Raw genomic sequence first — 23,567 nt, forward strand, 5'->3', positions numbered from 1 at the left:
AGGGGAGCCATGCCCGAGCAGCAGGCAGCAGCAGAGGCGTTCATCGCTGAGCTCAAGTACTGGCGCGACGTGCGGGGACTCTCGCAATCCGCCCTCGCCAACCGGGTCGGATACACGCCGTCCTATGTGTCGAAGGTCGAGGGCGGCCAGCTTGCCCCCTCGGATTCCTTCGCCAACCAGGCAGACGACGTCCTCAACACCGGCGGCGCTCTGCGTCGCACGTTCCGGGAACTTGAGACTCAAGGACGCCCGGCTACGACACCGCACACTGCATCGAATGGCGAGGACTCGCACGCCACCAGCCTGATCGTGAAGCACGAGGACACGACGCTCCACTACGACGGCCGCACCTACCGGGCCACCCAGCGGCGCCGGCTGTACAACGACAGCCCCGACCCGGTGACCCGATACCTGGTCCGGATCTCCGTCGACCGCTATCCGGGAGATCCCGAGCGCTCGAACCAGCACTATCGCGAACATCCCCTGACGTGGGAGGAGATCGGCCTCAGCGCTTCGATCGACGGCGAGCCCCTGACGTGGCGGGTGAAGCATGACCGGGACGCCTTCAAGGAGTTGTGGCTACTCTTCGGCCAGTACCCGCTATACCCGGGCGAGTCGGTGTGGCTGGAGTACAGCTACACCGTGGGCGATGAGAAGTGGGGCTCATGGTTCCAGCGAGCGGTGCGGCTGCCGACGCGGCGCATGAGCGTTCGCCTCGATTTCCCGGCTGCCCTCGACCCAGTCGTGTGGGGCACGGAGACGAGCATGACCGCTGAGGCGATGCCGTTCCGCACCGCAATCCGCCGCACTGAAGAAGACGACCGGCGCGTCTTCTCGTGGTCGACCGAAGACCCGCCTCTGCACGCCCGTTATCGGCTTGAATGGAAGTTCCGAACCCGCCCAAACCAGGAGAATACATTGCACGTATTGGAGCCCGAAGCCACCGCGAGCGAGAGGATGCGCGCCGTTGGCATCGTCCAAGAGGGCGACCCGATCTTGACGAAGACCGCGCGCCCGTTCGTCCTACCGGACGAAGCCGAGGACGCGCGCCGGGTTGTCGCCGAACTGATCTCCGCTGCCGAACGGGCGTCCACCGTGCACGTCTTCGGCAAGGGCATGGGTATGGCAGCAACGCAGATCGGCATCGACCGGGCCGTCGCAATCGTCCGCCCCCCTGACGGCGGATCCATCACCCTGTTCAACCCGCGCATCGTCGAAGAGTCGCGCGAGACAGATGAGCAGTACGAGGGCTGCCTCAGCTTCTTCGACGTGCGCGGCAGGGTCCCCCGGCCGCTGGCGATCAGCGTCGAGCACATGGACATCGACGGACAGGAGCGGATCACGATCTTCGAGCGGGGTATGGCTCGACTCGTCGCACACGAAGTCGACCACCTGCACGGCCTGCTGTACCGACAGCGGATGAGGGAAGGCGCGCACCCGATCCCAGTCTCGGAGTATCGAGGTACTGGCAGTGGTTGGAGCTACGAACAGGGGGCTCGGTGACCGCAGAGCTGGTCTACGTACTGGGTACGCCAGGCAGCAACACCGTGAAGATCGGCCGAACGACGAACCTGACGAAACGCGTCGCCGACATCCAACGCATGTCGCCAGTGCCGCTTGCAGTCCTCTGGTCGCACCCGGGCGGAAGCGAGTTGGAGGCAAAGCTTCACCGACACTTCGCTGATCGCCGCTGCCACGGCGAGTGGTTCGCCTTCGACAGCGACCCCATTCCGCTCGTACAGCAAGCCGTAGCCGAGGCTTTGCGGCCCAAGCCTCCTCGACTCTCCCTCGACAGCCCCAGGGCCCAGGAACTTCTACGCCTCGTCGATGAGGCCGCGGCCGAGCACCGCATGAGGCGAGCGCAGCTGGAGCAGACGATCGCCGAAGCGCGCCGTGCCGGCTGCTCCTTGACGCTCATCTCGGAACACGTCCCTTTCAGCCGTGAATGGATCCGCAGGACCGCCGACAAGGTTGATCGGGAGGCGCTGGCATGACCGAGACGAAGACCGAGAAGCCTGGCATCGCCGCCGCCATCATCGTTGCCGACGGCAAGGTGCTGATGGTGCGGCGCCGGATCTCCGAGGGAGAGCTTATGTGGCAGTTCCCCGCGGGCGCGATCGAGGCGGGCGAGTCTCCGGAGCAGGCGGCCGTGCGCGAGACGCTGGAAGAGACCGGCCTCACGGTGAAGGCTGCTCGGCTGATCGGGCAGCGTGTGCACCCGAAGACGCAGCGGGAGATGAGCTACACCGCCTGCGATGTGGTCGACGGGGAGGCACACGTGGCCGACGCCGACGAGCTCGACGCCGTCGCCTGGGTCGGGCTCGACGAGATCCCGCAGTACGTGCCCTACGGACTGTTCGAGCCCGTGCAGGAGCACCTCGACAACACGCTCGCCCCCGCCAAGGAGACTCATTGACCAACCATTTGGAAGTGGTACCCAAGTTCCACGACACGATCGACCGGCCCGCGTGGTGGTTCAAGGAGCAGTGGCTCTGCTCCCGCCCCTCAACGGCGCAACCTCGTAAGCCGATGGATGAGGAATTCCGAAGGTGGGCTTACGCTCGCGAGGGCATCCCACATCCGGAAGACGTTCAGCTGGTGCCTGAGCAGCCCAGGCCTGCCGACATTCCTCCCCGATCGCCAAAACAGACGGCGATCGGCACCAAGCCGCACACCTATCTGATCGCGGCAGACGGTACGCAGCTGGTGAAGATTGGCATCGCAAAGGATCCGATGCGCCGGCTGAGGGAGCTCCAGACGGGTCAGCCGATGGACCTCCACTTGCTGTGGTCCATGGCTGGGGATTACGAACGCGATCTTCACGTCCACTTCGACGTCTACCGCGTGCGAGGCGAGTGGTTCGATCTGACGTCCCTCGGCGATCCAATCGACGCCGTGAAGGCGGCCGTTGGGGAGATCGAGGTGTCGCGCGCCTGACGGCACGCCAAAGGGCCCCCACTCGCATCGTGCGGGTGGGGGCCTTCGTCGTTCCGTCACCCCCCGAGGATGCGGTTCTTCCCGGCTTCGAACTCCTCGACGGTGATCACGCCTTGCTTGTGGAGGTCGGCGAGCTTGGCGAGCTGGTCGGCGACGCCAGCGAGCTGGGCAATTTGCGGGGCTGCGTGTTGTGCGGCGATGGCTTGGTCGATGGCGGCGCGCAGCTGTTCGAAGCCGGCCTGCTGCTTCCGCGTGAAGATCACCGAGTTTTCGTCTTGGACGGCGCTGCGGGTTTGGCTGCCGAAGGTGCTGCGGCGTTCGTTGCCGCCGGCTGCGGAGATCTGGATGAAGCCGTTGATGAAGGCTCCGGCTGGCTTCCACTGGGTGGCGCTGATCTGGCTGATGTGCCAGCGTTTTTCGCCTTTGCCGACGCTGGTGCGGGCGAGGATGCCTTTGCGGGTGATGGTGACGTGTTGGCCGTCGAAGACGATCTGGCCGTTGTGGCCTTTGGCTTCGATCATGGTTGCCCCCTTTGGTGCGTGTGGGACGGCATCGTGCCACGGGCGCCGGGGGCCTCGGGGGCGGTCAGCCGAGGTAGTCGATCTGGAAGATGTGCAGCGTCTTGGTCTGTTGCCCGAGGTAGATCACGATGAGGATGTCGCCGGTGACGAGGGTGCGCATGATTCCGTCGTCTTCGCCGTAGGGCTGGGTGGCGGCGATGGGGTCGGTGCAGGCGTCGGCCAGGGCGAGGGCGAGTCGGGCGCTGGCTTCGTCGGGGAGGCCGTCCCAGATTGCTTGGTTCACGGCGTCGCAGCGGAGGGCGTACACGCCTTCACTCAAGCAGGTCAGGCGGCTCCGCGTGAGCGAATCCGCTCAGCTTCCTGAAGAACACGTTCGGTGACGTCACGCCAGTCGCCGGGCACTTCTCCGCCGGCCGCTTCGACGGCGGCGGCTTCGCGGCCTCGCTGGACGGCTGCGAGGGTGCGCTCTGCGATGCCCTGCCATTTCGCGAAAACGGTGAGCAGCTGGTGGGCGGGTGCCCGGTTGACTTCGCTGAGGAAGCGCTGGGCGAGGGCGGGGTTGCCGAGGGCGTCGCGGATCGACTCGATGGTCCACGGCTCGCTGCTCATCGCTGCCTCCCGGTGAAAGTGCTACCGCTTATTGAGGCTATCCGAAAGCGGTACCGCTTTGATACTGCTTCGCTGTTCAGCGGGCGGACCTGCTGTTTTGCAGTGTCTCGCCGAGTGTGGGTGTCGCGGTGAGGTATTCGTGGCCGCATCCGTCGTAGTTGATCTCTGCGGTCTGGTCGGCGTGGACGATCTCTGTTGTCACAAGGTTGTCGACGGTGCAGTCGGGGTCGGGGCAGGGCGCGTCGGTGGCGTTGGCGATGAGGACGTGCTGGATGCCGTTCCGGTCGACAGCGATGAGGGTTGCCATGCAGGATGCCTGCCCGCGGCGCGGGTGAGTAGCCGCCCCGTTCGGGTGACGTCACGTTCGCCGCGGCGGCGGCCCGGTCGCGCTCCGACGGCCTAGCAGCGACCCCCAGCCGCCAGTTGGGGCGGCTGTTCATTGTCTGATTGTTTGTCATCAGCGGGTGGTGTTGGTCACTCGGAAGTTGGTAACTCTTCGACTATCTGGGGCATACCCCTAGTGTCTGCTGGCTAGTTGGGTCACGCTGTCAGACCTATGCAGCAGACTGAAAACATCAAACGCCGTCTGGGGGGATAGCGATGACCGTGATCGAGCAGTGGGCGACGGATCACGACGACGAGACTGTGATCGTCGTGACTGCGGAGGAATTCCGGGAAGCGGCCCGGCAGGCTCTCGCCGAACTTGGTCTGACCTACGCCGAACTGAAGGAGCAGGCGCGGCTTCGCGACTTCGCGTCGTCCCAGGCGCACGCCCTGTGGGTATCGATTGGCGGCACGGTTGACCTCTGACCTGGAGCGGAAGGCCTACGACTTCGCCCAGGAGCTCCAGGGAGTACTGAACGCCACGATCTGCCGCGATGTGCGGTTGCGGGCTGTGCAACGCCCGCTTGAGAGTGTGCCGGTGTTCACTGTGGGCAGTGGTCTGTCGCGTTCGAATCTGACGCAGCCGACGGGTTTTCCTGTGCGGATCGACAACAAGAAGCCGCGAGTCTGGATGAACCTCAGCTACCAGGTTCATTTGGATCACGAATGCCGCTATCTGACGGTCCACAAGTCGTACTGCGGGATCTTTTCCGATGAGGAATTGGAAACCTGCTTGTGCCATTTCGACTATGAGCGGGAGAAAGACAAGTACACCAGCGCTCACCTGCAGGTTCACGGCCAGTCGTCGGCGTTGGAGACGTTGAACCGGCAGGGTGACGAGAAGCGGCCGCTGGAGAAGCTTCATTTCCCGGTGGGCGGCCGCCGGTTCAGGCCGAGCCTGGAGGACATCATCGAATTCCTGGTGTGCGAGCGGCTCGCGGACGGCCGGGAGGGCTGGCAGCAGGTCGTCAACGACGGGCGGGACCGTTTCCAGCGGAACCAGCTGAGGGCTGCGATGCGCCGGAACACGGCGGTGGTGGAGGAGTTCCTGCGGGAACAGGAAAAGCAGCCCTGACGGGCTCGAGGGCCCGCACCCGGGTCGGGTGAGGGCCCCTCGTCACAGCCAGCTCTGCTCTGGACAGCCGATGGTGCGGCATCCGTCATGGAGGTAGCTGCCGTGGACGCAGCGCGGCCGGTTGTAGTCGGGTTCTTCGTCGCGGCACGGGGCACGTCGCACCGGCGCGGTGGGGCGTTTGTGCCAGCCGGCGGGCTCGTCTTGGGTGTCGGGGTTCCAGGCGGCCACGGCGTCCCGGACTGTCTGTTGGTCGCGGGGATAGCACCAGCCATGGTCGTAGCCGAGGTTGTCGTCGCGGGGGACGGCGATGAGCCGGATGTTGAAGCCGTGCCACAGCCACAGGTAGCGGTGGGTGTCGTCGGCGGCGAGCTCTTCCCCTTGCCAGTGCTGGTCGAGGATCGGTGCGGGGTGATGGTGCACGGTCATGCGGCGTGCTCCTGCGGTTTGTGGTCGGCGGCGAGGTCTTCGATCTGTTTTTCGAGTCGCTGGATTTCGGCGTCGGCGGCGGCCCGGTGGCTGTCGAGGGCGCGGGTGGTGGCGCCGAGGCTGCGGCGGGTCTTGTCCGCGAGCCGCTGCTCGGCCCGCCAGTACTCGGCGAGGAGGGCGGCTTCGGGGATGGTGAGCATGCCGCGGAGGGCGCGCTGGAGCAGGGTGTCGATGGTGGTCTGCCGTTCGGCGCGTTCCCGCTGGTTGGGCTTGGGGGCGTGGGCGCGGGTCACGTCCGCACCTTCCCGTCGCGTTCCGCCACCCACCGGTCATACACGATCGGCAGGGCGCGCGGCGCCTGGTAGTAGTCGACCGCCCCGGTGCCGTCGCCCTCCCGCATCGGCGTGTACTGCTCGTCCAAGATCTCGTGGAGGAGGTCGAGCAGTTGGCGGATACGGGCAGCCGGCTCGGGCGCGTTGTTGCTGCCGGGCGGGTTGTTCAGGGTTGTTCGCGATTGTTCAGCGGCCAGCCCGTGCGCGGCCGCAGCGTGCTCCTCGGCCACATGGCGCTCTCGTTCCAGTAGCGCTGACGACTGCGTGTAGTGCCCCAGGCCGAGCCAGCCGTCGCAGGTGTCGGTGCCCCAGCAGCGGAACGCCCACAGCCGTCGCCCGCGCTCCCGGTACTCCTGCACCTTCATCGCGCCTTCGGGATCGAACGGCGCGCAGCTGATCTCGTCGCGGAGGGTGCGGGCGTAGGGCTTGTCGGGGGCGAGGGCGTGGTCCCACCGGTCGGCGAGAGCGTTCATGCGCTGGCGGAGGCGGTCGCGTTGGGCGGAGATGGCTGCCGCATGCTGGCGGGCCACGTCGCGCTCGCGCTCGGCCGCTTCGGCGCGGCCGGCGTAGGAACCGGCCGCCGCGTCTGCCGACTCGGCTTCCGCGTACCGCTGGATCTCCGCTTCGGCGCGTTCGACGCGCTGGTAGTGGAGTTCCCACCGTTCAGGCACGTCGATGCCTGCGGCCTTGGCGATGGCGGCGATGCTGCGCAGGGGCACGTAGGTGCTGTTGTCGGTGATCTCCCACTGGCGGACGGCCCGGCGATAGGCGGCGAGTTCGGACTCGGACTGTTGGGCGCGGTAGTTCAGGCGCTGGTTCGTGGCGCGGGCTTCGGCGAGTTCGGTGATCAGCCGGTTGTACTCGGCGACGAGGATGGGTATGGCGGGCTGCCCGTCGATCGTGCAGCCGTGTACGGGGGTGTCGGTCATGGTGCTGTCTCCGTCGGGTTGGGGATGAGTCCGCGTCGGACGGCTATGCGGACGGCTGCGGCCCGCCGCTGGTCGCGGGGCAGGTGGGTGACGTCGAGCCGCTGGTAGGCGCGGGAGAGATGCGATGCCGTCTGCTCGCGGGTGATGCCGAGCCGGGAGGCGACCTGACTGAGGGGTGCTCCGGTGGCGGCTGCGGTGAGGACTTGGGCTTGTCTGGGGGTGAGCGGCATGCGGGCAGGACCTCGGGTCATGTCGTGGATCCCTTCGCCGCAAGGTCGGTTTCGTTGGCCGGGGTTCCGTTCCCGGGCGGGATGCCGAGGGCACGACAGCAGTGCACGCAGCGGCGGAGTCCGAGGCGGGAGGCGATGCCGGGCATCTCCCATCCGCGGGGCCATCCGCAGACGGAAGGGGCTCCGATGGGCTCGTTGTTGTCGATGGCGGTACGCATCTGAACGGGGGTGATCTTGTCGGCGGGGATGGCGTGCAGGCGCTGCCAGCGGCCGGTCACCAGCCACCAGTGCCCATGGTTCTCGTCGATGGGGTGGGAGGTCACGCGGCGTCCTCGTTCCAGTGGCTGATCATGTCGCCGAACGTTTCGTCGTACCGGGCCTGTTCGGCGAGCTGCTCCCAGTCGGGCATCGGCGCCGGGTCGGGGATGACGATCGCCACGCGCCGGGCCTGCTCGCAGTCGACGGCCGCCTGCCAGTGCTCACGCCGGTAGGAACGGGCAACGAGGTACAGGGCGATCGCCGCGACCGCTCCCGGCGCGCCGAGGGCGGGGTGTGTGGCGCCGGCGTAGATGCCGGCGGCGGCGAACAGGGTGGCTGCGGCGGTGCTGTAGCGGGCTTTCGTCTGGGGGGTCATAGGAGGTCTCCCTTCGCGGCGACCGCGACGGCGACGGCTGGTGCGGGTGTCCGGTCGGCTGGGCTGCTGGTCATGCACCACGGGCAGTCGTCGACGGTGGTGTGGTGGTGTTGTGCGTGTATGCGGCGTTCGTGGGTGCAGCGGTCGCGGCCGAGGATCATTGCGGCGGCTTCGGCTGCGGCGGTGATCACGTCTGGGTTGGTGATGCCGTGGGGGTGGAGGGCTGCACCGATGGCGGCGTGGAGGGGGTCGGTCATGGCTGGTCCGGGGTGCCGAGGATGGCGCGGGCCACGGCGAGGGCGTGGTGGTTGATCTGTTCGAACGGCTCGGAGTTACGGGCTGTCTCGTCCAGCCAGTCGGCCAGCGGCAGTCGCGCCCCGATCAGGGCGGCGGTGCTGGCTGTGGCGGTCATGGCCGCAGGGAATCGGGCCTGGCGCAGCTTGGCGGCTGCTGCTCGGAGCTGGTCGGCGGGACTGTCGTTCACGGCGTGGCCTTTCGGGTCGGGCGTGCGGCTCAGGCGGGGGCGGGCTACAGGGCGTCGCGGATGGCGTCGGCGATGTCGGCGGCCTGCTCACGCCGGGCGCGGGCGTCGGCAGCGTCGGCCGGGCACAGGACGGGGTCGCCGGTGTCCCAGCCGTTGGCGCGGCCCCACTGGCGGGCGGCCTGCTGGCTGTCGAAGTACTTGGGGTCGCCGTCCGGGTCGAGGGCGGTCCAGTCGTCGCTGTAGCAGTTGATGTTGCTGCAGACGAGCTTGTAGACGGGCTGGTCGTGCTGGGTGATCGGCATCGCGGTCTCCTTCAGGCGGGGGTGTCGGTGTCGCCGCTGGCGTGGGTCATCGAACGGATCCACTCGCGGGTCGGGGCCATGGCCTTGTGCCGCAGCTCCCGCATGTAGGCGGCGAGGTGGGCGGGGTCGATCTGGCCGCCGTCGTTCACGGCTTCCTGGACGTAGCCGACGAGTTCGGGCCACACCTCGCCGTAGCGGGGCTTGGGGATCTTGGCCTCGATGGACTGCCAGACGACGCGGGTGGCTCCGCCGTGGCCGTGGACGGCGATCACGGATTCCATGCCGCCGGGGTGCGGGGTGGTGGTGGGGTAGGCGCTGCCGGTCCAGTGGATGACGGCTTGTCCGTCGGGCCAGAGGATGCCGTTGGCGACGATGCCGACACCGGAGACGCCTGACACGTCGGTATCGCGGACGAGGACGAAGGGCTTGCCGAATTCGGGGGTGGACTGTTCGGTCACGTCGGGTTTCCTTTCGGGCCGCCCCGGGCGGGGGCGGCCGAAGAGCAGGGGGTCAGGCGGGGGTGCGTCGCTCTTCGAGGCGGGGCACGCCAGCGGTGAGGTGGTCCGCCCGGTCGGCGGCGGCGAGGAGCGCCATGGCCAGGCGGCGGGCGTCGGTCGGCGTCATGGGCGTGAAGTCCTCGCCGGGGTTGGTGCAGTCAGGCGAGGAGACGTACACGGCGTCGGTGTGTTCCGACTGGTCGACGGAGCGGATGACCCAGTCGAAGGTGCGTTGGGTGTACGGGTGTCCGTGTTCGGTGACGGTCCATTCGTGGCCGGGCATCGGGTGGTCGGGCGGGTTGATGCGGGTGGGTTTGGGGCGTTCGGCGCTGTCGGCGATGGCGACGAGTTGGGCGAGTTCGCGGCGGAGGGCGCCGAGGGTGGTGCCGTCGGGAAGGCTCATGCGGTCCACCGCCTCACGGGGATCCCGGCGGCTTCGGCGAGATCGGCGCAGTGCGACGTGCCGTGGGACGGGTGAGGCTTTGGCTCGCGGCAGTTCGGCTTGGCACACGGGCCGGTGAAGGCGAGCACCACGTCCGCGCCGAGCCGGACCATGTCGGCGTTGCGGCGGAACCCGGCGGAGCGGTCGAGGACTCCGCCCGGCCGCCAGTTCGCGCGGTGCGGGTCTTCGATGACGGCCTCGCCCTGGCCTTGCCGGGCGCGTGCCCACTGGCGTGCGTGGGCGTCGGCTCCGGTGGGACAGACGCCGTGGACGACAACGAGGAGACGGCCGTCGGCTTGGCGTTGGGCTTCGTTGAGGGCGGCGAAGACGTCGGCGGGCTTGGGCCAGTCCCTCGACCCGGTGACGAGGACTCGGTAGGGCTTCACGGCTTACTCCTGACGGATAGGCGGGGCAGAGGCTCTCAGCGCCTCTCTGCTGGTTCCGGCTCACGGGGACCCGGGAGGCGAGTTCGCGGCTCCCAGGGGCCGTCAGGGGCTTTCTCGGGGCTGTTTCCGGTCCGCGCGGGCGGCTCTGCGTTCCCGCCAGTCGATCCCCGCCGACACCACCCCCACCACCACCCACACCCCGGCCGCGACCACACACACGGCGATCCCGGCCGGGAGGCAGGCGGGCAGGGTGGTCACGGCCGGTCGGGGTTCATCAGGCAGGTGTCGGGGTCGATGCCCTCGCAGTTCTTGCAGGAGTGCGGGACCGCGAACCCGGCCAGCGTCAGCTCCTCGACCAGGACGTCCCGGCTCTCGCTGCCGCGGTGCCAGTTGGAGACCACCTGCAGGACGACGGCCGTGTCCGAGGGGAGCGGCCGGGCGTCGACGCAGTGGGTGTCCCTGCCGGGGGTGTGGATCCAGGTGGTGGGGTCGTCCTCGTCCTGGAGCTCGATGGGATGGCCGCACACGCAGCGCGCGGCCTCCCGTGTCTGGGTGTCGGGCTGCTCCTGGTGGTCGCAGCCGTCGCCCTCGCAGACGTGCTTGCCGAGCGGGGTGCCGGTGTCGGCGTGCAGCCGGTACGCGTCGAGGAGGTCGTCGAGGGTGTGCCAGTCGTGCCACGTCGTCGTGTACTTTCGCCGCGCCTTCAGCCACGCCTCGACCGGGTCGCCACGGCGCGGGGTGAGGGTGTCGGGCTGCTCGGCGTCCAGCGCGGCCATCACCCTGATCGCGGCCGTGGCGTACAGGCCTTGGGCGGCCGTCCGGATCTGCTCGACGGCCGAACGGTGGGAGGCGGCCCGGTACTCGGCCGGGGACATGCCCTGCGCGGCGGCCTTGTCGGCGGTGGAGGCCTGCGTCTCGGTGGGCTGCTCGGCGGCCAGACGACGCAGCTCGGTCATCACGTCCAGCGCGCCAGTACTGCGCTCGAACTCGTGGTCCTTACGCAGGCTCTCCGCCACGTCCTCGGCGACATCGGCAGCCTGGTCGAACGCGGGCCGGTCGGGCAGGACAGCCAGCACCCTGTCAGCGACCTCGCCGTACTCGTCGGGCTCCAACATGTCGGTGCCCCACGCGAAGCCGAAGCCCTCGGCCACGCACACGGCACGCCGGATCCGGTCCCGCAGCGTGGCCCGGTCTGCGGACGGCGACGGGACAGAAGTCGCGGCCTCCCTGCGCGCCACGCCCTGAAGCGCCGTCCGATACTGGTGCGCCTCAGCCTGCGCCCGCGCCAACTCGGCGGCCTGGTCGACGATCGTCACCTCGTCGACCGCGTGTCGGCCCTTCAACCCCGCACGCACCCATCCGGTGACGTGTGCAGCGAAGTCGGCCGGGTCGAAGTAGTGGCCGCCATCCGGGCGGCTGGTGACCGTCACGGTGAGGACGGCGCGGTGCGGGGTCTGGTCGGTGGTCATGGTCTTCCGTTCAGGTCGATGGGAGAGTTCCGGTGGCCGGCGGCTCGCACTAGGGATGCGAGCCGCCGGTGCGGGTCAGGCAGACGGGGCGGCGGGGATGGTGGCGAGCGATGACCACCACGTCTCCCGGGTCTCCGGGTTGTCCGGGCCAGGGCGCCGGCTGAAGTCGACGGTGGCGAGCACGCGGTACTCGTAGCTGCCGTCGTAGAGCGGGCCGACGGCTTCGCGGATGCTGGCTGCCACAGCGGCAGCACGGCCTGCACCTGCTCCATCACCACGGTTCGCGGCAGCAGCGCACGGATCCACCGCATCGGCTCCGCGGCCAGCAGGCTGTCCGGGTTGACGCAGCGAGCGAGAAGCCGGTCGCGGCTGTCGCGGCCGGCCGCCAAGTCGTCGATCGCCTCCGCGACCACGTCCCGGTCGCCGAGGCCCTCCCGCTTGCCGCCCGGCGAAAACGGGCGGCACGGCGGCGACGCAGCCAAACCGTCGACGGCATGCTCGAGCGGATCGGCCGTTGTGACGTCGCACAGCAGCACGTCATGGCCGGCCGCACGCCGGGAGGCGACAGCCCAGCGGTCGAACTCCAGGCCGCGCGAGGTCAGGCCGTGGGCGGCGAGGCCGTAGTGCCAGCCGCCGGCGCCGCCGGCGAACAAGTCGAGGAAGCCGTTCATGCGGTGGCCTCCTGCGGCTTGTGCTCGTCGGGCAGGTCGGCGTCGCAGTAGAAGCCGATGCTGAGGTGCATGCCGTGGTCTTCGACGACCTTCCATGCGGCGATGGCGGTGCAGGCGGGTCGGCCGTCCTGCTGGCGGAAGTGGTTGCTGGTGCACGGCTCGGGGGTCTGCGACGGGGGGAGGGCCGGGCTGAGCGTCCAGCCGGCCTCGCGGCGAAAGACGCGGGCGGTCGGGCCGGGGTCTTCGTTTTCCTCGTCCGGCTCATCGGGCTCGCAGTCGTCGTGGATCTCGGGCGGGTCACCGGCGGCGATACCGCATCCGCAGCACTCCAGGAACGTGCCGCTCTCGCCGGATTCCGGGTCGCCCCACACGACGAGGTGCAGGTTGTCGGTAGTGCCGCAGTCCTGACAGGCGGTCGACCCGGCGTGGCCGTGGGTGCGGGCGATGTCGGTTGTGGTGGTCATGCGGCGGTTCCTTCCTGGGTCTGGCGCACGACGGTGCTGGCGGGGTTGCTCCGGCATTTCGCGCAGGTGCAGGTGTCGCCTGTCGGGGTAGGCCCGGTGGCGGCGCTGCCGAGGGGCCAGCCGCCGGTGTGGGCGACCCGATAGCCGGGGTCGGGGACCGCGATCAGGGTGGGCTTGGCCGGTTCGGCTTCGACGGTGCGGCCCGTGATGTGACGGAGGTAGTCGCGGAAGCTCGTTGGGTCTTTCCGTAGTTCGGCGATCTCCTCAACGCTGAGCTGGCTCATGTCGCCCACAGCCCTTCGCCTGCGGGCAGCAGGCCGATCAAGTGGCTGATGGCCGCATGCCACGCCTCTTCGGATTCGAGGTGGGGGTGGGCGCCAGTGTCGCGGTCCCATCCGACGAGGGGCCGGATGGCGGGACGGAGGGTGCGCGACCAGTAGATCGAGAAGGACCACATGGGGTCAGGGGCGGATGTGGCGGCTTCGGCGCGGACAGCTTCTTCGAGTTCGGCCAGCCGCGGTTCCGCGGCGACGAGTTCGGGCCAGGTGATCATCGGGTGTCCTTTCGGCTAGCCGTGCTGGTAGTTGGAGAGGCGGGCGAAGTGGCCCTGGAAGATCAGCGGGACGATGCGACCGTTAGCGCCGTTGCGGTTCTTGGCGACGATCACGTCGATTTCGCCCGCTCGCGGTCCGGTGTCGGTGCCGTCTTCGGCGAGCGGCCGGTGCATGAGGAGGATGACGTTAGAGTCCTGCTCGATTGCCGAGCTGTCCTTGAAGTCGGTCACGAGCGGCTGCCGGCCGACGGAGCCCCGGTTGAATTGGGCGAGGGCGACGACGGGGATCTCGAACTCCATGGCGAGGAGCTTCAGACCGCGGCTGAGCAGGGCGACTTCCTGGGCGCGGCTGGTGTTGCTGCTTGACCCTTCGGGGCTCATGAGCTGGAGGTAGTCGGCGATGACGATGGCGGCCGGCGCGCCGTGTCCGGCCATCCATCGAAGCCGGGCGCGGATCTTGGAGAGTGTGAGGTTCGGGGAGTCGTCGAGGATGAAGTTGCGGGCGTTCTGCATCCGGTCGGAGACCTTGATGACCTTGGCCCAGTCGTGGTCGCCGAGCTTGCGGCGGATGAGCCGATCGAGATCGACGCTGGCTTCGGCGGCGGTGAGGCGGGCCATGAGTTCGGAGCCGCCCATTTCCATGGAGGCAACGAGGGCAGGCCGGTTGCGGCGGATGGCAACGTGGGAAGCGAGGTTCATGCCGAGCAGGGACTTGCCGCCACCGGTGGCCGCGCCAACGGTGATCAGCTGGCCGGGCTTGAGCTCGATGATGTCGTTGAGGTCTTGCCACGGGGTGTCGAGGGCCCGGGGGTCCTTGCCGGCCTCGAGTTCGTCGAGGAATGTGCCCCACCGGTCGCCGACGGACAGTTTCACCTCGAGCGGCGAGGCGCCGGTGGCTGCCCCCTGGAACTCGGCCATGGCGTCGTCGAGGATTTCGACGGCCTCGTCCTGCTGGGCGTAAGCGCGGGCGGCGGCCCGGGTGGACGTTTCGATGACTGTGCGCAGGAGGGCTTTGTCACGGACGATCTCGGCGTACCGCTCGGCGTTCATGGCGGACGGCACGGCCTGGACGAGGTGATGCAGGTAGCTGCTGCCGCCAACCTTGTCTAGCAGTCCGAGGCGGGCCAGTTCTTCTCCGACGGTGATCGGGTCGACCTTGGGGCTGCGGGATCGGCCGTACACCGCGAGGATCGCGTTGTAGATCGCCTGGTGGGCGGGTCGGTAGAACTGGCGCGCTTCGGCGACGACGCTGACTCGGTCGATCGAGTGCAGCGACAGGAGCATGCTTCCGAGAGCGGCGATTTCGGCTTGCGTGTCGTGCGGGGGGTTGCGCTCGTGGTCATGGGGCTCGTCGAAGTCGTTCACGCGGCGGTGTCCTTACGGCTCTTGGGATGGCATTCGGGGCAGGGGTAGAGGGAGCGCAGGCCGCTGTCGTCCTCGTGTTCGCGGAGGCGGGTCTTCTCGTCGCAGTCCGGTTCTTCGCACCAGTCGGGTAGGGCGCGCAGATGTTTGGGCTGCGGTGCAGGCTTGGTGCTGCTCGGCGGGAGGCCGGCCCATCCGGCTCGGAGGTAGAAGGTGGCGAAGCGGATGGGTGTGCGGGACTTGGCACCGAGGGCGAACTTGACCATTCGCTCGACTCCCGCCCTCTGAAGTACGCGGGCTACGGATTGCCAATCGTCGGCACTCATCTGCCAGGAGACGTCCAGCCCGGCGTCGGTCATGGCGGTGATGAGCGGCTGGCAGTAGTCGAAGGCTCGCGGGATCCGTTCTTCGCTGCCCGCCTGCTCCCCATCGGCTGCAGGAGAGGAAGGAGTAGTAGTAGAAGGAAAGACTCTTGTGGTCGCCTGGCGACCTAGGGTCGATCCGGACTTAACGGCTTCTGTCCCATTTGGCTGGGTCGCCTGGCGACCTAGGTCTAGGTCGTCTCCCGACCTAGGTTCGCGTCGCTTTCCGACCCTCTTGTCCGTTTTGGCTAGGTCGCCTGGCGACCCAGCCTTACCCTCCGGAATGTGGATGGAGTAGACATTTTGGGCGTGCTCCTTTTGGGCCTTGATGCGATCGGGCGACTTGCACTTCAGCCACCCTTCTTCGAGCAGCGCTTTGCGGTGCGACAGGAACGCAGACTTGGACAATCCGGTGGCCTCCAATAGCACCGACTGGGCCGGCTGGTTGCGGATGGCGATGCGACCGGTCTCGACGTCAGCCCATGTGGCGACAGTCAGGGCGAGCAGCCGCGCCAGAGGCTGCAGGCCGCTACGCCTGATCGCGCGCTCGAACTCAAACCGGCTTGGCATGCTGTGGATCTCTTCTCGGCGAGGGCGTCTGTGCTGGTCAGCGCTGTTTTTGGACAGCCCTCATGGGGGCGACGTGGCCATTGGTGCCAGAGCTTCGTGCGCCTTTGAATTGTACAACCCGACGGACATTACAAGCGAGCTCTTGTGTATCCTGGTCGCATGAGTGAGTCCGGGATCCGACAGCTGGGCGTCTCCGACGCCCGCGCGAACATGACCGAGGTCATCGCCGAAGTGCGCCTTCTCGGCCACCCCGTTGCGCTTACTCGCCGCGACAAACCGCAGGCCATGCTCATCTCCATGGACCGCTGGAAAGCCGCCGTCCTTGACGCCGAGGCCCGCCCGTTCTACGACGACCTTGTCCGTCGCCTGTACAAGCTGAACGAGGACCCGGAGTTCGCTGCACTGCTCGAGCGGAAAGACCCCAACCTGCACGAACTCCTCGAGAACGGCGCTTTCTGACATCTCTCCTCCTCTCCTCCGGGCCCCGCGGTTGCGGGGCCTTTGTCGTGTGCGGTCTAGGCTCGTGAGGTTGCGTGCCGTTCGGGTGTGCGCCGCAGTCGGGCCAGTCGCTGCTCGGCATCCGGCTCACGCCTGGCGTTCCACTGCCCGCGGACAATCCACTCCCGGCCGATCCACTCCGTGTACGCGGGCGGGATCGCCTCCGTGAGCTCCTCGTGGACGTCGGTCCACCAGATGCCCATCGCCTGCTGCATCTCGGCGACGCTGCCCTTGCCGCCCCCCTTGCCGTAGGCGGCGATGTACGGGCCGTCGCGGTAGACGCCATGCCGCCAGCCACGAACCGGGCCCCGGTGCCGGCGGTGCGGCATGGGGGCTACTGGGTCCGCGCCGAGCCAGCCGAACTCGAAGTGCCGGTGGCGGATGACGCCGAGGCCGAACTGTTCGCCGCACAGGGTGAGGTCTTTGCGGATTGCGGCGCCGGGCACGTTCTCGATGACCCAGTCGACGCCGTACCAGAGGCACAGCTCCCGCATCTGGGGAATGAGGTCGACGTACTCGCGACCGCGGTTGGTGCCCTTTGTCAGCGCGGTGTGTGCTTGGCAGGGCGGGGAGGCGTGGACGAGGTGGAAGTCCTGCCCGCGGTCCCGCATGACGGTGAGCGCGTCGTCCTGGACGAACTCGAACGGGTAGTTGGGGCGGGGCTGGATGTCGACGCCGACGACGTCGAAGCCAGCGAGCCAGTAGCCCATGCCAGCGCCGCCGGCGCAGCAGAACAGATCGAGGACGCGGGGGCGAGCGTTCATGACGCCACCGCCTTCGTGCGGACACGCTGGACAGTGCGCGTGGAGCAGCCAACACGCACCGCGATGGCCGGCGCCGACAGCGGCTGCCGGTCCAGGCGACGGATCGCCGCATGTCGCTCGCGCGGGGTGAGCCGGGTGGGCGGGTCTCCGGCGGCGGCCCGGTCGACGGCGACCTCGTCTGGCTGCGCGGGGATGTAGGCACGGCGCTGGGCGGCCCGGTTGCTGGCTCGGACGCACTCGCGGCAGATCAGGTGCCCCTTCTCGTTGCGGCCGAGGTTCTGCGGGAAGGGGTGGCCGTGGCGGCAGGCCGGGCTGTCGGCGGTGGTGTGGTAGCCGGGCAGGCCGAGGTGTTTCCGGTGGCGGGCGATGGTGGTGCGTGCGGCGCCGGTGCGGCGGTAGACCTCGAGGTCGCTGTGTCCGGAGTGGAGCAGGGCCGCGATCTGCTGGCGGGTGTCGGAGTTCACGCGGCTTCCTCCATCCGCCGTCGGGCCTTCGTCCGTTGCTGTTTGCTGGCGCCGCCCCACAGGCCGAGCTGGGTGCCTTCGGCGTCTTCGATGCGGTTGATGTGTGCGGCGCAGGCGGCTTGGACGGGGCATCGGCTGCAGATGCGTTTGGGTAGCCGGCTGCTTCCGCCGGGCCTGATTTCGGTCCATTCGTCGGGGTCGGCTTGGGCGCAGAGCGCGTCGCCCATCCACGCGTACCGGCCAGCGCTCACGCGGCGGCCCCCAACCGGGCGCGCATGGCCTTCTCGCGCTCGATCCGTGCGGCTACTTCGCGGCGGCGGAGGATGGCGCTGAGCTGGTCTCCGATGTACTTCTTGTTACCTCCAAGCTGTTTGGCGATCTGCTCGGGGCTTTCGCCGAGGAGGTAGAGGTGTTCGATCTCGGCGGCCTTGTCGGGGTCGCGCTCATACTTGGGTGCGGCCTCGTAAGGAGCGGCCTGTTCGGGCTGGCATGCGGGGTCGTCGATGTCGTCCCAGGCGAGCGGTCCGTGCCAGCCCTGCACGCGGGCCCGGCGGATGGTGTGCGGGTTGTCGCTGCGAAAGGCGGACAGGCGACGGTAGGCGGTGGTGATGGCCCGCGCGGTGGGGGCGTCGAGCTCGGCATGCTTGCCGGTGATGATCCGGCCGAGCCGGTGGCGGTTCATTCCGGTCTCGGCGCCGATCTCGTCGAGGGTGTGGCCGAGGCAGGCGAGCGCCCGGAGTCGGCGGATGCTGCCGGTGGCGTCGACGGTGCCGTGGTCGACGGGTGCGGGCCCGATGGGGATCGAGAGGATGGCAGCCGCGCGGGCCCGGCTGATGGTGGGCTGGCCGTAGAGGACGTAGCGGATGGCGGACTGGGATACGCCGCTGCCGGCTGAGATCTGTCGGACGAGCCAGTCGTTGGCGATGAGGCGCTGGATGTGTTCAAGGACGGGCGCGGCGTCGCGGAGGCGCCGGATGCCGCGGCTGTGGTCGAGTCGGAGGGCGCTCATGTACCGGTAGCTGGCGAGTGCGCACTCCGGGCTGTCGCAGCCTTGGAGGTGGCACCAGCGGCTGGGCTCGTGGGCGGTGGTCATGGCCGGTCCTCCTTCCGGGTGTGGTTGGCGGGGTGGTTGGCGTAGGACTGGAGGCGGCGGATGCCGTCGCGGCGTTCGCGGTACTGCCGGTGCTGGCGGAGGGCGGCACCGAGCACGCACCAGGCTGCGAGAAACAGGCCGGCTTGGGCGCTGAGGACGGTGAGCCAGCCGTGTTCGGCGAGTTGGTTGATGTACCAGTCGGCGGCCGGCTTGAGGACGGCGGTCATGCGGTCACCTGTCGGAGGACGAGGCATCGGGTGAATCCGCCGCGTTCGGCGGCCTTGTCGGCGCGCGCCTGCTCCAGGTCGTCGAGGGTGTGGCCGGCTGCTCGGGTGAGGGCGTGGACGGCTTCGAGGACGTCGGCGAGTTCTTCGAGGAGGTCGCCGGGTGCGGCGTCGGCGACTTCACCGGCCTCTTCGGCGATCTTCGCCTTGAGCAGGGCGGGGAGTTCTGCCTGATCGGCGACGCGGATGTCGAGGTGCTGTCCGCGTGCGGCGGCGATTTGCGGGATGCGGTCCCGGATCAGCTTGCTGGTCATCACGCCGCCGCCTTCCGCTGGTCGGCGCGGGCGGCCTGCCGCTCCTTGATGAACTGCCGTCCGGCGTGGGTGAGGATGTAGACATTCACTTTCTTGCCGTGCGCCTTCGGGTTGATCGACGTCTCCTCGCCGACCCTGCGCAGCAGGGCGGGCTCGTTGGAGTGAAGGGCGTCGTGTCCGGTGAGGCTGGCGAAGTACACGCCGGCCTTGCGGCAGTCGTCCTCGGGCACCAGGAGCCGTATGTCGTTCATGCCGAACGGCTGGCCGGAGTCGGCGAGGTGGAGGACGGCCTGGTCCAGGACCGCGGCCGTCCACTGGGAGACGGTGGGCTTCAGGGCGGCGAGGATACGGTCGGCGCGGTCCTTCGCCTGGGCGGGAGTCAGGTTCACGTGCTCTCCTTGGGTGAGCGGCCTCCCGCCTGTTTGCGGCGGGCGGGAGGCCGGAGGCGGATGGATCAGTCGTTGCTGCCGGCACCGAGTTCGGGGCGCTGAGGCTCACTGAGGTACTCGGGCGGGACGTCGATGGCGTCGGGCTGCCATTCGGTGCGCACGGTGCCGTCGTGGGCCATGGCGCGGGCGAGTTCAGCGCTCTTCGGCAGGGCCTTGAAGTGGTTGCGCAGGACGGTCTTCTTGGCCATCTCGTCGTAGCTGTTTCGCCAGGCCGGGCTGTTCTTCGACGGCATCTTCTGGCGGCGCTCTTCGATCTCGGCCGGGTACATGACCTTGAAGGTGCGGCCGCCGTTGATGAGGCGGGCGACGGAGTAGTAGGCGACCGGGGCGCCGCGCGGGCCCGTCTTGCAGGGACGATGGACGAGCTTCTCCTCGAGGCCTTCCTCGTGCTCGAAGTGGTCGTTCTCGCGGACGGTTTCGACCTTCACCGACGACGCCATCGGGTGCTGGTAGAAGAGCGTGACCATGCCCTGGTAGCCGAGCTGGAAGGTGGCCTCCCCCTTGTAGGGGACGATGAACGCCTCCTGGGTCGGGGAGCCGGGCTCGAAGCCCAGCTGCGAGCAGGTCATGAGTGCGCCGAGGAAGGATTCGGTGGTGCACTCGGCGAGGTCGGGGTTTTTGCGGATCAGGGTGAGTGCGATGCGGGCGATGCGGTCCGCGTCCATGTGCTTCGGGAGGGCGCGGGCGATCTCTGGCTTCATCCGTTCGATCTGCTGCGCCATGGTCGGCTTCTGCTGCTGGCCGGCCTGCTTGACCTGGCCGACGTTTTCGGCTCGGCGGGCGACGGCGTTGCGGGCGGAGTCGGTCACAGGTTCTCCATCACGATGTTGAGGGCGCGGGTGTTCTCGCCGCGGTACGGCTCGGGGTCGAGGTCCGGGTCGAGGTCGAGGGCGGCGGTCTTCCAGCTGATCTGGCCGAGCCGAGGCCGCCACGTGTAGGCGAGTTCGCCGCGGATGTAGACGTCGGTGCCGTCGCCGGCCATCGCTTTGAGGTGGTTGTCTGCCTCAGTCATGGCGATGTCGGCGGCCTGCATCTGCTCTTGTGCGGTGTGGCGGATGCTCAGCCACTTCTCGACTTCGGCAGCGTCGGCGATGACGTCCTTGCGGCCGGGCTTGGCGTGGATGCGGTCGAGGAGCTGGCCGGTGGCGTGGCTGCCGTCCAGGGGCGGTTGGACGCCGGTGGTCACCCAGCCCCAGAACTCGGCGCCGATGGCGAGGAGATCGTCGATGAGCTTCTCGTCGCGCTCGATGCGGTGGACGATGACGCGCTGGCCACCGATCGACGCAGCGGCATAGCCGAAGGACCAGCCCGTGAGGAGCATCTGCCACTGCGTCTGCACCTGGACGTCGACGGGTGGTTCGTCGATCCAGTCGTTCAGTGCGTAGCTGGAGCGGGTCTTGATCTCGACGACGCCCGGCAAGCCAGCCTCTTTGGTGGTGCGGTCGAGGTTGACCAGCGCCCACGGGATCTCCGGCAGGCGCAGAGTCCCGGGGTTCTCGAAGATCGGCAGGCCCGTCTTCTTCGTGAAGCGGCTGGCCACGAACGGCTCCAGCTCGTGGCCCATCTCGCCGGCCTCGTCGAGTACTTCGTCGATGCGTCGGGGGACGGACTGTCCGGTCTTCTTTAGCCAGATCTCCAGCGGCGACGTCCACTGGTTCAGGCCGCAGATCGCGACGATGTCGGAGCCGCCGATGCCGGTTTTGCGGACGGCGTGCCACTCCTCGCGGGAGGCGTCGGCCTCGAGCGCCACGGTGGCGCCGGAGGGGTAGATGGCGGTGGTCATCAGAACGGGTACTCCTTCGCGGTGTCGCGGCGGGGCCAGAGGCGGAGGCTCCAGGTGCGGAGCTGGTTGACGCAGTGGCAGTCCTCCCAGTCGGCGTTGCCGGAGGCGGTGAACCAGCCGTGACCGCCGCGGCCGTAGCAGGCACCGCATGCCGGGTCGGCCTTGGGTTGTCGGGTGAGGTGCACGGCCCGCTGGTGCAGTTCGATCTGCCAGCGGCCGACGTTGCGGGTGAGGTACATGGGGCCCCGTTTCTGGGTGTGCGGTTGGGCGGGCGGCTCGCCCCGGCCGGGAGGTGCGGGGCGAGCCGCCCTGGGCGCCGCGGAGCGTGGGGGTCACTCGACGCGGCGGCATGGGAGGGGCGCGTCAGGCGGCGGCCGGCTCGGCAGGCTTGGTCTCGGGCCGTTTGGCGGCGCCCCAGGCGTCGATTTCGCGGCGCATGGTGTCGTCCTTGCCGTCTCGGAGCCGGATCGGCATCTGCGCGCCAAGGAAGTCGGCGGCGACGATCAACGTCGGCTTGCCTTCGCCGGTAGACCACATCTGCACCGGGCCGGGCAGGTTCTTCCAGGCGCCGAAGAACTTCGGTTCCATCGCCATCTGCTGGCTGCTGGCCTCACGTTCCAGGGCAGGCAGGAGGATCTTGCGCCAGTCGAGGGGGGTCTTGGCGAACGGGCTGAGGTCGATGGCAATGCGAGTGCCGGACTCCCCGGAGAGCACCAGCTGGGTGGCGGTGCGCTCGAGGTTGACGGGCTTGGCGTCCAGCAGCCGGACGGCGGCGGCCAGTTCGGGGATCTGAACTCGGTGCACGATGGCGTGCCACGTCTTGCCCTTGCCGCCGGTGACCTGGGTGCGAGAAACGGCGAGCGTGAACCGATTCGTCGCCATGGCGTACAGGACGCCGTTGTCGTATTCGAACGTGATGCACTGGACGTCTTCGGCGTCGATCAGGTTCCCGACGTGCGGGCGGGTCTGGGCGACGAGCCGGCTGAGGGTGCGGTCGGCGATGGTGATCACTGTGGGTCTCCTGGGATGCTGGGTGGGGTGCCCCGCCGACTTCGCCTCGGCGGGGCGCACGGGCTACTTGGGGAGGCGGACGGGCATGCACACGGCCCGGTAGGAGCCGTCGTCGACCGGCACGATCAGCGCCGGCTTGGTCGGGGTGGTGAACCAGACCTGGACGACGTCGCCGATCGGGGCGAGGAGCGATCCGAGGAAGCCGGCCCGGAATGCGATCTCGAACCCGTCCAGGTCGGCGGCTTCGACGTCGACCCGGCTGGCCCCGCGGGAGCCTTCGACGCCGCCCCGCACCGTCACCTGGTCGCCGTCGAAGGAGAGGGTGATCGGCTGCTCTTCCTTCTCGTTGACCAAGGCGGCCCGCTTGACCGCCTCCAGCAGTTCGCCTGCGTCGACCCGGGTCCAGCCCGCAGCCTTGGCCGGGTCGGGGAAGTGGCTGTCGATGTTCTTGTAGGGGGTGGCGATGGTGCGGCTCGTCACGGTGAGCGTGTCGGTGGCTAGGGAGGCGACGCCGCCGCCCGGGCCGGGGAAGCCGATGTGGACGGGGCCTCCGGCCATCTGTTTGACGGTTACCGCGATGTCGGCGGCCGGGATGAGGAGGTCGCCGGCGGCGTCGCCGTCGGGTGTCCAGGCGAGCCGGTGGCGGGCGATGCGGTAGCCGTCAGAGCCTTCCACCACCAGTTGGTCGCCGTCGGCGCTGATGTGGACGCCGCCGAATGGTTCGCGGCTGCCGACGGCCTCTTTAGGGGTCATGGCGACGGTGGCGGCGTGTCCGACGGCCGCGGCCAGGTGTTCCCCGGCGGCTACGCCTGCGGCTCCGGGCGGGGTCGGGAGGGCCGGGTAGTCGCCGTGGTTCATGGCGGGCAGCGCGAACGTGGTGCCGGGCGCCGACACCGTCAGCTCCCGCTCGTCGGCCACCACGTCGACGGGGCCGGCGGGCAGGGCTGCGGTCACGTCGGCGAGCAGGCGGCCGGAGACCAGGCTGTGGCCGGGCTCCAGTGTTTCCGCCTCCAGGCTGGCGCGGGTTGAGGTTTCCAGGTCGAACCCGGAGAGAGTCACCTGGTCGGGCGTGGCCTCGAGCATCAGCCCGGCCAGGACGGGGTTGAGCGGGTTGTTGGGGAGTCGGCGGTGTGCGCGCCGGGCGGCTTCCGCCAACTGCTTCTGGTCGATGCGGAGTTTCACGCCGCCTCCGCCTGTGGCTCGCCGTCGGTGCTGTTCTCGGCTACTGCCTCTGATGTGGCGGCCGGCCACGGAAGCAGCTTGCCGGTGCCGACGATCTCGTCGTCGTCGAAGAGGGGGAGCTGTTCGATGTCCATCTGGGTCTCCAT

Annotated in this window: 44 protein-coding genes; 7 read left to right on the forward strand and 37 right to left on the reverse strand. The window is 68.7% G+C overall.

Annotated features, from left to right (window positions below; all coding sequences use genetic code 11):
• The first annotated feature begins 9 nt into the window (after positions 1-9).
• The 4 genes from ACWCPF_RS25990 to ACWCPF_RS26005 are packed head-to-tail and all read left to right on the forward strand — an operon-like array spanning position 10 to position 2,937.
• Entirely contained in the window at positions 10-1,503 is a 1,494-nt protein-coding gene (locus ACWCPF_RS25990) for a peptide deformylase (protein WP_451047495.1), read from the forward strand.
• Entirely contained in the window at positions 1,500-1,994 is a 495-nt protein-coding gene (locus tag ACWCPF_RS25995; RefSeq protein ID WP_451047496.1) for a GIY-YIG nuclease family protein, read from the forward strand. The genes ACWCPF_RS25990 and ACWCPF_RS25995 overlap by 4 nt, the downstream gene beginning before the upstream one ends.
• Complete coding sequence (locus ACWCPF_RS26000; protein ID WP_451047497.1) at positions 1,991-2,416, forward strand: NUDIX hydrolase; 426 nt, start codon at positions 1,991-1,993, stop codon at positions 2,414-2,416. Before ACWCPF_RS25995 ends, ACWCPF_RS26000 begins: the two co-directional genes overlap by 4 nt.
• Positions 2,413-2,937: a GIY-YIG nuclease family protein gene (locus ACWCPF_RS26005; protein WP_451047498.1), complete on the forward strand. Its 525-nt coding sequence runs from the start codon at positions 2,413-2,415 to the stop codon at positions 2,935-2,937. Before ACWCPF_RS26000 ends, ACWCPF_RS26005 begins: the two co-directional genes overlap by 4 nt.
• Positions 2,938-2,993: 56 nt before the next feature.
• Here ACWCPF_RS26005 and ACWCPF_RS26010 read toward each other — a convergent pair whose 3' ends face one another.
• From ACWCPF_RS26010 to ACWCPF_RS26025, 4 genes are all read right to left on the reverse strand, one after another.
• Positions 2,994-3,458, reverse strand: a complete 465-nt coding sequence (locus tag ACWCPF_RS26010) for a DUF4429 domain-containing protein (RefSeq protein WP_451047499.1) — start codon at positions 3,456-3,458, stop codon at positions 2,994-2,996.
• Positions 3,459-3,522: 64 nt separating this feature from the next.
• A complete protein-coding gene (locus ACWCPF_RS26015) occupies positions 3,523-3,741 on the reverse strand; it encodes a hypothetical protein (protein WP_451047500.1) in 219 nt (72 codons plus the stop codon).
• 41 nt (positions 3,742-3,782) lie between these two features.
• Entirely contained in the window at positions 3,783-4,067 is a 285-nt protein-coding gene (locus ACWCPF_RS26020; protein ID WP_451047501.1) for a hypothetical protein, read from the reverse strand.
• Between the two features lie 76 nt (positions 4,068-4,143).
• Positions 4,144-4,374 (reverse strand): hypothetical protein, encoded by a 231-nt coding sequence (locus ACWCPF_RS26025; protein ID WP_451047502.1) that lies wholly within the window; start codon positions 4,372-4,374, stop codon positions 4,144-4,146.
• A 293-nt stretch (positions 4,375-4,667) separates the two neighbouring features.
• On the opposite strand from ACWCPF_RS26025, the gene ACWCPF_RS26030 reads away from it, so the two are divergent.
• Together ACWCPF_RS26030 and ACWCPF_RS26035 are read left to right on the forward strand one after the other, a co-directional pair.
• Positions 4,668-4,877: a hypothetical protein gene (locus ACWCPF_RS26030; RefSeq protein WP_451047503.1), complete on the forward strand. Its 210-nt coding sequence runs from the start codon at positions 4,668-4,670 to the stop codon at positions 4,875-4,877.
• Complete coding sequence (locus ACWCPF_RS26035; RefSeq protein WP_451047504.1) at positions 4,867-5,526, forward strand: hypothetical protein; 660 nt, start codon at positions 4,867-4,869, stop codon at positions 5,524-5,526. Before ACWCPF_RS26030 ends, ACWCPF_RS26035 begins: the two co-directional genes overlap by 11 nt.
• Positions 5,527-5,568: 42 nt before the next feature.
• Here ACWCPF_RS26035 and ACWCPF_RS26040 read toward each other — a convergent pair whose 3' ends face one another.
• The 20 genes from ACWCPF_RS26040 to ACWCPF_RS26135 form a co-directional block, all read right to left on the reverse strand.
• A complete protein-coding gene (locus tag ACWCPF_RS26040; RefSeq protein ID WP_451047505.1) occupies positions 5,569-5,952 on the reverse strand; it encodes a hypothetical protein in 384 nt (127 codons plus the stop codon).
• Positions 5,949-6,245: a hypothetical protein gene (locus ACWCPF_RS26045; protein ID WP_451047506.1), complete on the reverse strand. Its 297-nt coding sequence runs from the start codon at positions 6,243-6,245 to the stop codon at positions 5,949-5,951. The genes ACWCPF_RS26040 and ACWCPF_RS26045 overlap by 4 nt, the downstream gene beginning before the upstream one ends.
• Positions 6,242-7,213 (reverse strand): hypothetical protein, encoded by a 972-nt coding sequence (locus tag ACWCPF_RS26050; protein WP_451047507.1) that lies wholly within the window; start codon positions 7,211-7,213, stop codon positions 6,242-6,244. Before ACWCPF_RS26050 ends, ACWCPF_RS26045 begins: the two co-directional genes overlap by 4 nt.
• Positions 7,210-7,464 (reverse strand): response regulator transcription factor, encoded by a 255-nt coding sequence (locus ACWCPF_RS26055; RefSeq protein WP_451047508.1) that lies wholly within the window; start codon positions 7,462-7,464, stop codon positions 7,210-7,212. The genes ACWCPF_RS26050 and ACWCPF_RS26055 overlap by 4 nt, the downstream gene beginning before the upstream one ends.
• Complete coding sequence (locus ACWCPF_RS26060) at positions 7,461-7,766, reverse strand: hypothetical protein (protein ID WP_451047509.1); 306 nt, start codon at positions 7,764-7,766, stop codon at positions 7,461-7,463. Before ACWCPF_RS26060 ends, ACWCPF_RS26055 begins: the two co-directional genes overlap by 4 nt.
• Positions 7,763-8,077 carry a hypothetical protein gene (locus ACWCPF_RS26065; protein WP_451047510.1) on the reverse strand — a complete coding sequence of 105 codons (315 nt, stop codon included), beginning with the start codon at positions 8,075-8,077 and terminating at the stop codon, positions 7,763-7,765. Before ACWCPF_RS26065 ends, ACWCPF_RS26060 begins: the two co-directional genes overlap by 4 nt.
• The gene (locus ACWCPF_RS26070; protein WP_451047511.1) at positions 8,074-8,334 is read right to left on the reverse strand and encodes a hypothetical protein; all 261 of its coding nucleotides are present in this window, start codon (positions 8,332-8,334) and stop codon (positions 8,074-8,076) included. Before ACWCPF_RS26070 ends, ACWCPF_RS26065 begins: the two co-directional genes overlap by 4 nt.
• On the reverse strand, positions 8,331-8,489 hold the full coding sequence (locus ACWCPF_RS26075; RefSeq protein WP_451047512.1) for a hypothetical protein: 159 nt from the start codon (positions 8,487-8,489) through the stop codon (positions 8,331-8,333). Before ACWCPF_RS26075 ends, ACWCPF_RS26070 begins: the two co-directional genes overlap by 4 nt.
• Positions 8,490-8,605: 116 nt before the next feature.
• A complete protein-coding gene (locus ACWCPF_RS26080) occupies positions 8,606-8,863 on the reverse strand; it encodes a hypothetical protein (RefSeq protein WP_451047513.1) in 258 nt (85 codons plus the stop codon).
• Positions 8,864-8,874: 11 nt separating this feature from the next.
• Positions 8,875-9,321 (reverse strand): hypothetical protein, encoded by a 447-nt coding sequence (locus tag ACWCPF_RS26085; RefSeq protein ID WP_451047514.1) that lies wholly within the window; start codon positions 9,319-9,321, stop codon positions 8,875-8,877.
• A 52-nt stretch (positions 9,322-9,373) separates the two neighbouring features.
• Entirely contained in the window at positions 9,374-9,763 is a 390-nt protein-coding gene (locus ACWCPF_RS26090) for a hypothetical protein (protein ID WP_451047515.1), read from the reverse strand.
• Complete coding sequence (locus tag ACWCPF_RS26095) at positions 9,760-10,188, reverse strand: SLOG family protein (protein WP_451047516.1); 429 nt, start codon at positions 10,186-10,188, stop codon at positions 9,760-9,762. Before ACWCPF_RS26095 ends, ACWCPF_RS26090 begins: the two co-directional genes overlap by 4 nt.
• Before the next feature lie 102 nt (positions 10,189-10,290).
• Complete coding sequence (locus ACWCPF_RS26100; protein ID WP_451047517.1) at positions 10,291-10,446, reverse strand: hypothetical protein; 156 nt, start codon at positions 10,444-10,446, stop codon at positions 10,291-10,293.
• Positions 10,443-11,657: a hypothetical protein gene (locus ACWCPF_RS26105; protein WP_451047518.1), complete on the reverse strand. Its 1,215-nt coding sequence runs from the start codon at positions 11,655-11,657 to the stop codon at positions 10,443-10,445. Before ACWCPF_RS26105 ends, ACWCPF_RS26100 begins: the two co-directional genes overlap by 4 nt.
• Positions 11,654-12,328 carry a DNA cytosine methyltransferase gene (locus ACWCPF_RS26110; protein WP_451047519.1) on the reverse strand — a complete coding sequence of 225 codons (675 nt, stop codon included), beginning with the start codon at positions 12,326-12,328 and terminating at the stop codon, positions 11,654-11,656. Before ACWCPF_RS26110 ends, ACWCPF_RS26105 begins: the two co-directional genes overlap by 4 nt.
• Entirely contained in the window at positions 12,325-12,792 is a 468-nt protein-coding gene (locus tag ACWCPF_RS26115) for a hypothetical protein (protein WP_451047520.1), read from the reverse strand. The genes ACWCPF_RS26110 and ACWCPF_RS26115 overlap by 4 nt, the downstream gene beginning before the upstream one ends.
• Entirely contained in the window at positions 12,789-13,076 is a 288-nt protein-coding gene (locus tag ACWCPF_RS26120; RefSeq protein WP_451047521.1) for a hypothetical protein, read from the reverse strand. The genes ACWCPF_RS26115 and ACWCPF_RS26120 overlap by 4 nt, the downstream gene beginning before the upstream one ends.
• Positions 13,073-13,345, reverse strand: coding sequence for a hypothetical protein (locus ACWCPF_RS26125; RefSeq protein ID WP_451047522.1), 273 nt, complete (start codon positions 13,343-13,345; stop codon positions 13,073-13,075). Before ACWCPF_RS26125 ends, ACWCPF_RS26120 begins: the two co-directional genes overlap by 4 nt.
• Positions 13,346-13,360: 15 nt before the next feature.
• A complete protein-coding gene (locus tag ACWCPF_RS26130) occupies positions 13,361-14,710 on the reverse strand; it encodes a replicative DNA helicase (protein WP_451047523.1) in 1,350 nt (449 codons plus the stop codon).
• Positions 14,707-15,639 carry a hypothetical protein gene (locus tag ACWCPF_RS26135; RefSeq protein ID WP_451047524.1) on the reverse strand — a complete coding sequence of 311 codons (933 nt, stop codon included), beginning with the start codon at positions 15,637-15,639 and terminating at the stop codon, positions 14,707-14,709. The genes ACWCPF_RS26130 and ACWCPF_RS26135 overlap by 4 nt, the downstream gene beginning before the upstream one ends.
• A 159-nt stretch (positions 15,640-15,798) precedes the next feature.
• Here ACWCPF_RS26135 and ACWCPF_RS26140 point away from each other — a divergent pair, with 159 nt between their 5' ends.
• Positions 15,799-16,098: a type II toxin-antitoxin system prevent-host-death family antitoxin gene (locus ACWCPF_RS26140; protein ID WP_451047525.1), complete on the forward strand. Its 300-nt coding sequence runs from the start codon at positions 15,799-15,801 to the stop codon at positions 16,096-16,098.
• Between the two features lie 56 nt (positions 16,099-16,154).
• Here ACWCPF_RS26140 and ACWCPF_RS26145 read toward each other — a convergent pair whose 3' ends face one another.
• The 13 genes from ACWCPF_RS26145 to ACWCPF_RS26205 all read right to left on the reverse strand — a co-directional run bounded on the left by ACWCPF_RS26145 (position 16,155) and on the right by ACWCPF_RS26205 (position 23,555).
• The gene (locus ACWCPF_RS26145) at positions 16,155-16,901 is read right to left on the reverse strand and encodes a DNA methylase (RefSeq protein ID WP_451047526.1); all 747 of its coding nucleotides are present in this window, start codon (positions 16,899-16,901) and stop codon (positions 16,155-16,157) included.
• Entirely contained in the window at positions 16,898-17,365 is a 468-nt protein-coding gene (locus tag ACWCPF_RS26150; RefSeq protein ID WP_451047527.1) for a hypothetical protein, read from the reverse strand. Before ACWCPF_RS26150 ends, ACWCPF_RS26145 begins: the two co-directional genes overlap by 4 nt.
• On the reverse strand, positions 17,362-17,592 hold the full coding sequence (locus ACWCPF_RS26155; RefSeq protein WP_451047528.1) for a WhiB family transcriptional regulator: 231 nt from the start codon (positions 17,590-17,592) through the stop codon (positions 17,362-17,364). Before ACWCPF_RS26155 ends, ACWCPF_RS26150 begins: the two co-directional genes overlap by 4 nt.
• Before the next feature lie 20 nt (positions 17,593-17,612).
• Positions 17,613-18,458, reverse strand: a complete 846-nt coding sequence (locus tag ACWCPF_RS26160) for a hypothetical protein (protein ID WP_451047529.1) — start codon at positions 18,456-18,458, stop codon at positions 17,613-17,615.
• Positions 18,455-18,685, reverse strand: a complete 231-nt coding sequence (locus ACWCPF_RS26165; protein WP_451047530.1) for a hypothetical protein — start codon at positions 18,683-18,685, stop codon at positions 18,455-18,457. Before ACWCPF_RS26165 ends, ACWCPF_RS26160 begins: the two co-directional genes overlap by 4 nt.
• Positions 18,682-18,996, reverse strand: coding sequence for a nucleoside triphosphate pyrophosphohydrolase (locus ACWCPF_RS26170; protein WP_451047531.1), 315 nt, complete (start codon positions 18,994-18,996; stop codon positions 18,682-18,684). Before ACWCPF_RS26170 ends, ACWCPF_RS26165 begins: the two co-directional genes overlap by 4 nt.
• Positions 18,996-19,385, reverse strand: coding sequence for a hypothetical protein (locus tag ACWCPF_RS26175; protein ID WP_451047532.1), 390 nt, complete (start codon positions 19,383-19,385; stop codon positions 18,996-18,998). Before ACWCPF_RS26175 ends, ACWCPF_RS26170 begins: the two co-directional genes overlap by 1 nt.
• A 65-nt stretch (positions 19,386-19,450) precedes the next feature.
• The gene (locus tag ACWCPF_RS26180; protein ID WP_451047533.1) at positions 19,451-20,254 is read right to left on the reverse strand and encodes a recombinase RecT; all 804 of its coding nucleotides are present in this window, start codon (positions 20,252-20,254) and stop codon (positions 19,451-19,453) included.
• Positions 20,251-21,228, reverse strand: a complete 978-nt coding sequence (locus ACWCPF_RS26185; RefSeq protein WP_451047534.1) for a YqaJ viral recombinase family nuclease — start codon at positions 21,226-21,228, stop codon at positions 20,251-20,253. The genes ACWCPF_RS26180 and ACWCPF_RS26185 overlap by 4 nt, the downstream gene beginning before the upstream one ends.
• Positions 21,228-21,467 carry a hypothetical protein gene (locus ACWCPF_RS26190; RefSeq protein ID WP_451047535.1) on the reverse strand — a complete coding sequence of 80 codons (240 nt, stop codon included), beginning with the start codon at positions 21,465-21,467 and terminating at the stop codon, positions 21,228-21,230. Before ACWCPF_RS26190 ends, ACWCPF_RS26185 begins: the two co-directional genes overlap by 1 nt.
• A 124-nt stretch (positions 21,468-21,591) precedes the next feature.
• On the reverse strand, positions 21,592-22,239 hold the full coding sequence (locus ACWCPF_RS26195; RefSeq protein WP_451047536.1) for a hypothetical protein: 648 nt from the start codon (positions 22,237-22,239) through the stop codon (positions 21,592-21,594).
• A gap of 63 nt (positions 22,240-22,302) precedes the next feature.
• A complete protein-coding gene (locus ACWCPF_RS26200) occupies positions 22,303-23,421 on the reverse strand; it encodes a DNA polymerase III subunit beta (protein WP_451047537.1) in 1,119 nt (372 codons plus the stop codon).
• Positions 23,418-23,555: a hypothetical protein gene (locus ACWCPF_RS26205; RefSeq protein ID WP_451047538.1), complete on the reverse strand. Its 138-nt coding sequence runs from the start codon at positions 23,553-23,555 to the stop codon at positions 23,418-23,420. The genes ACWCPF_RS26200 and ACWCPF_RS26205 overlap by 4 nt, the downstream gene beginning before the upstream one ends.
• Between the last annotated feature and the right edge of the window lie 12 nt (positions 23,556-23,567).

The sequence above is a fragment of the Streptomyces sp. NPDC001858 genome (assembly GCF_053594615.1).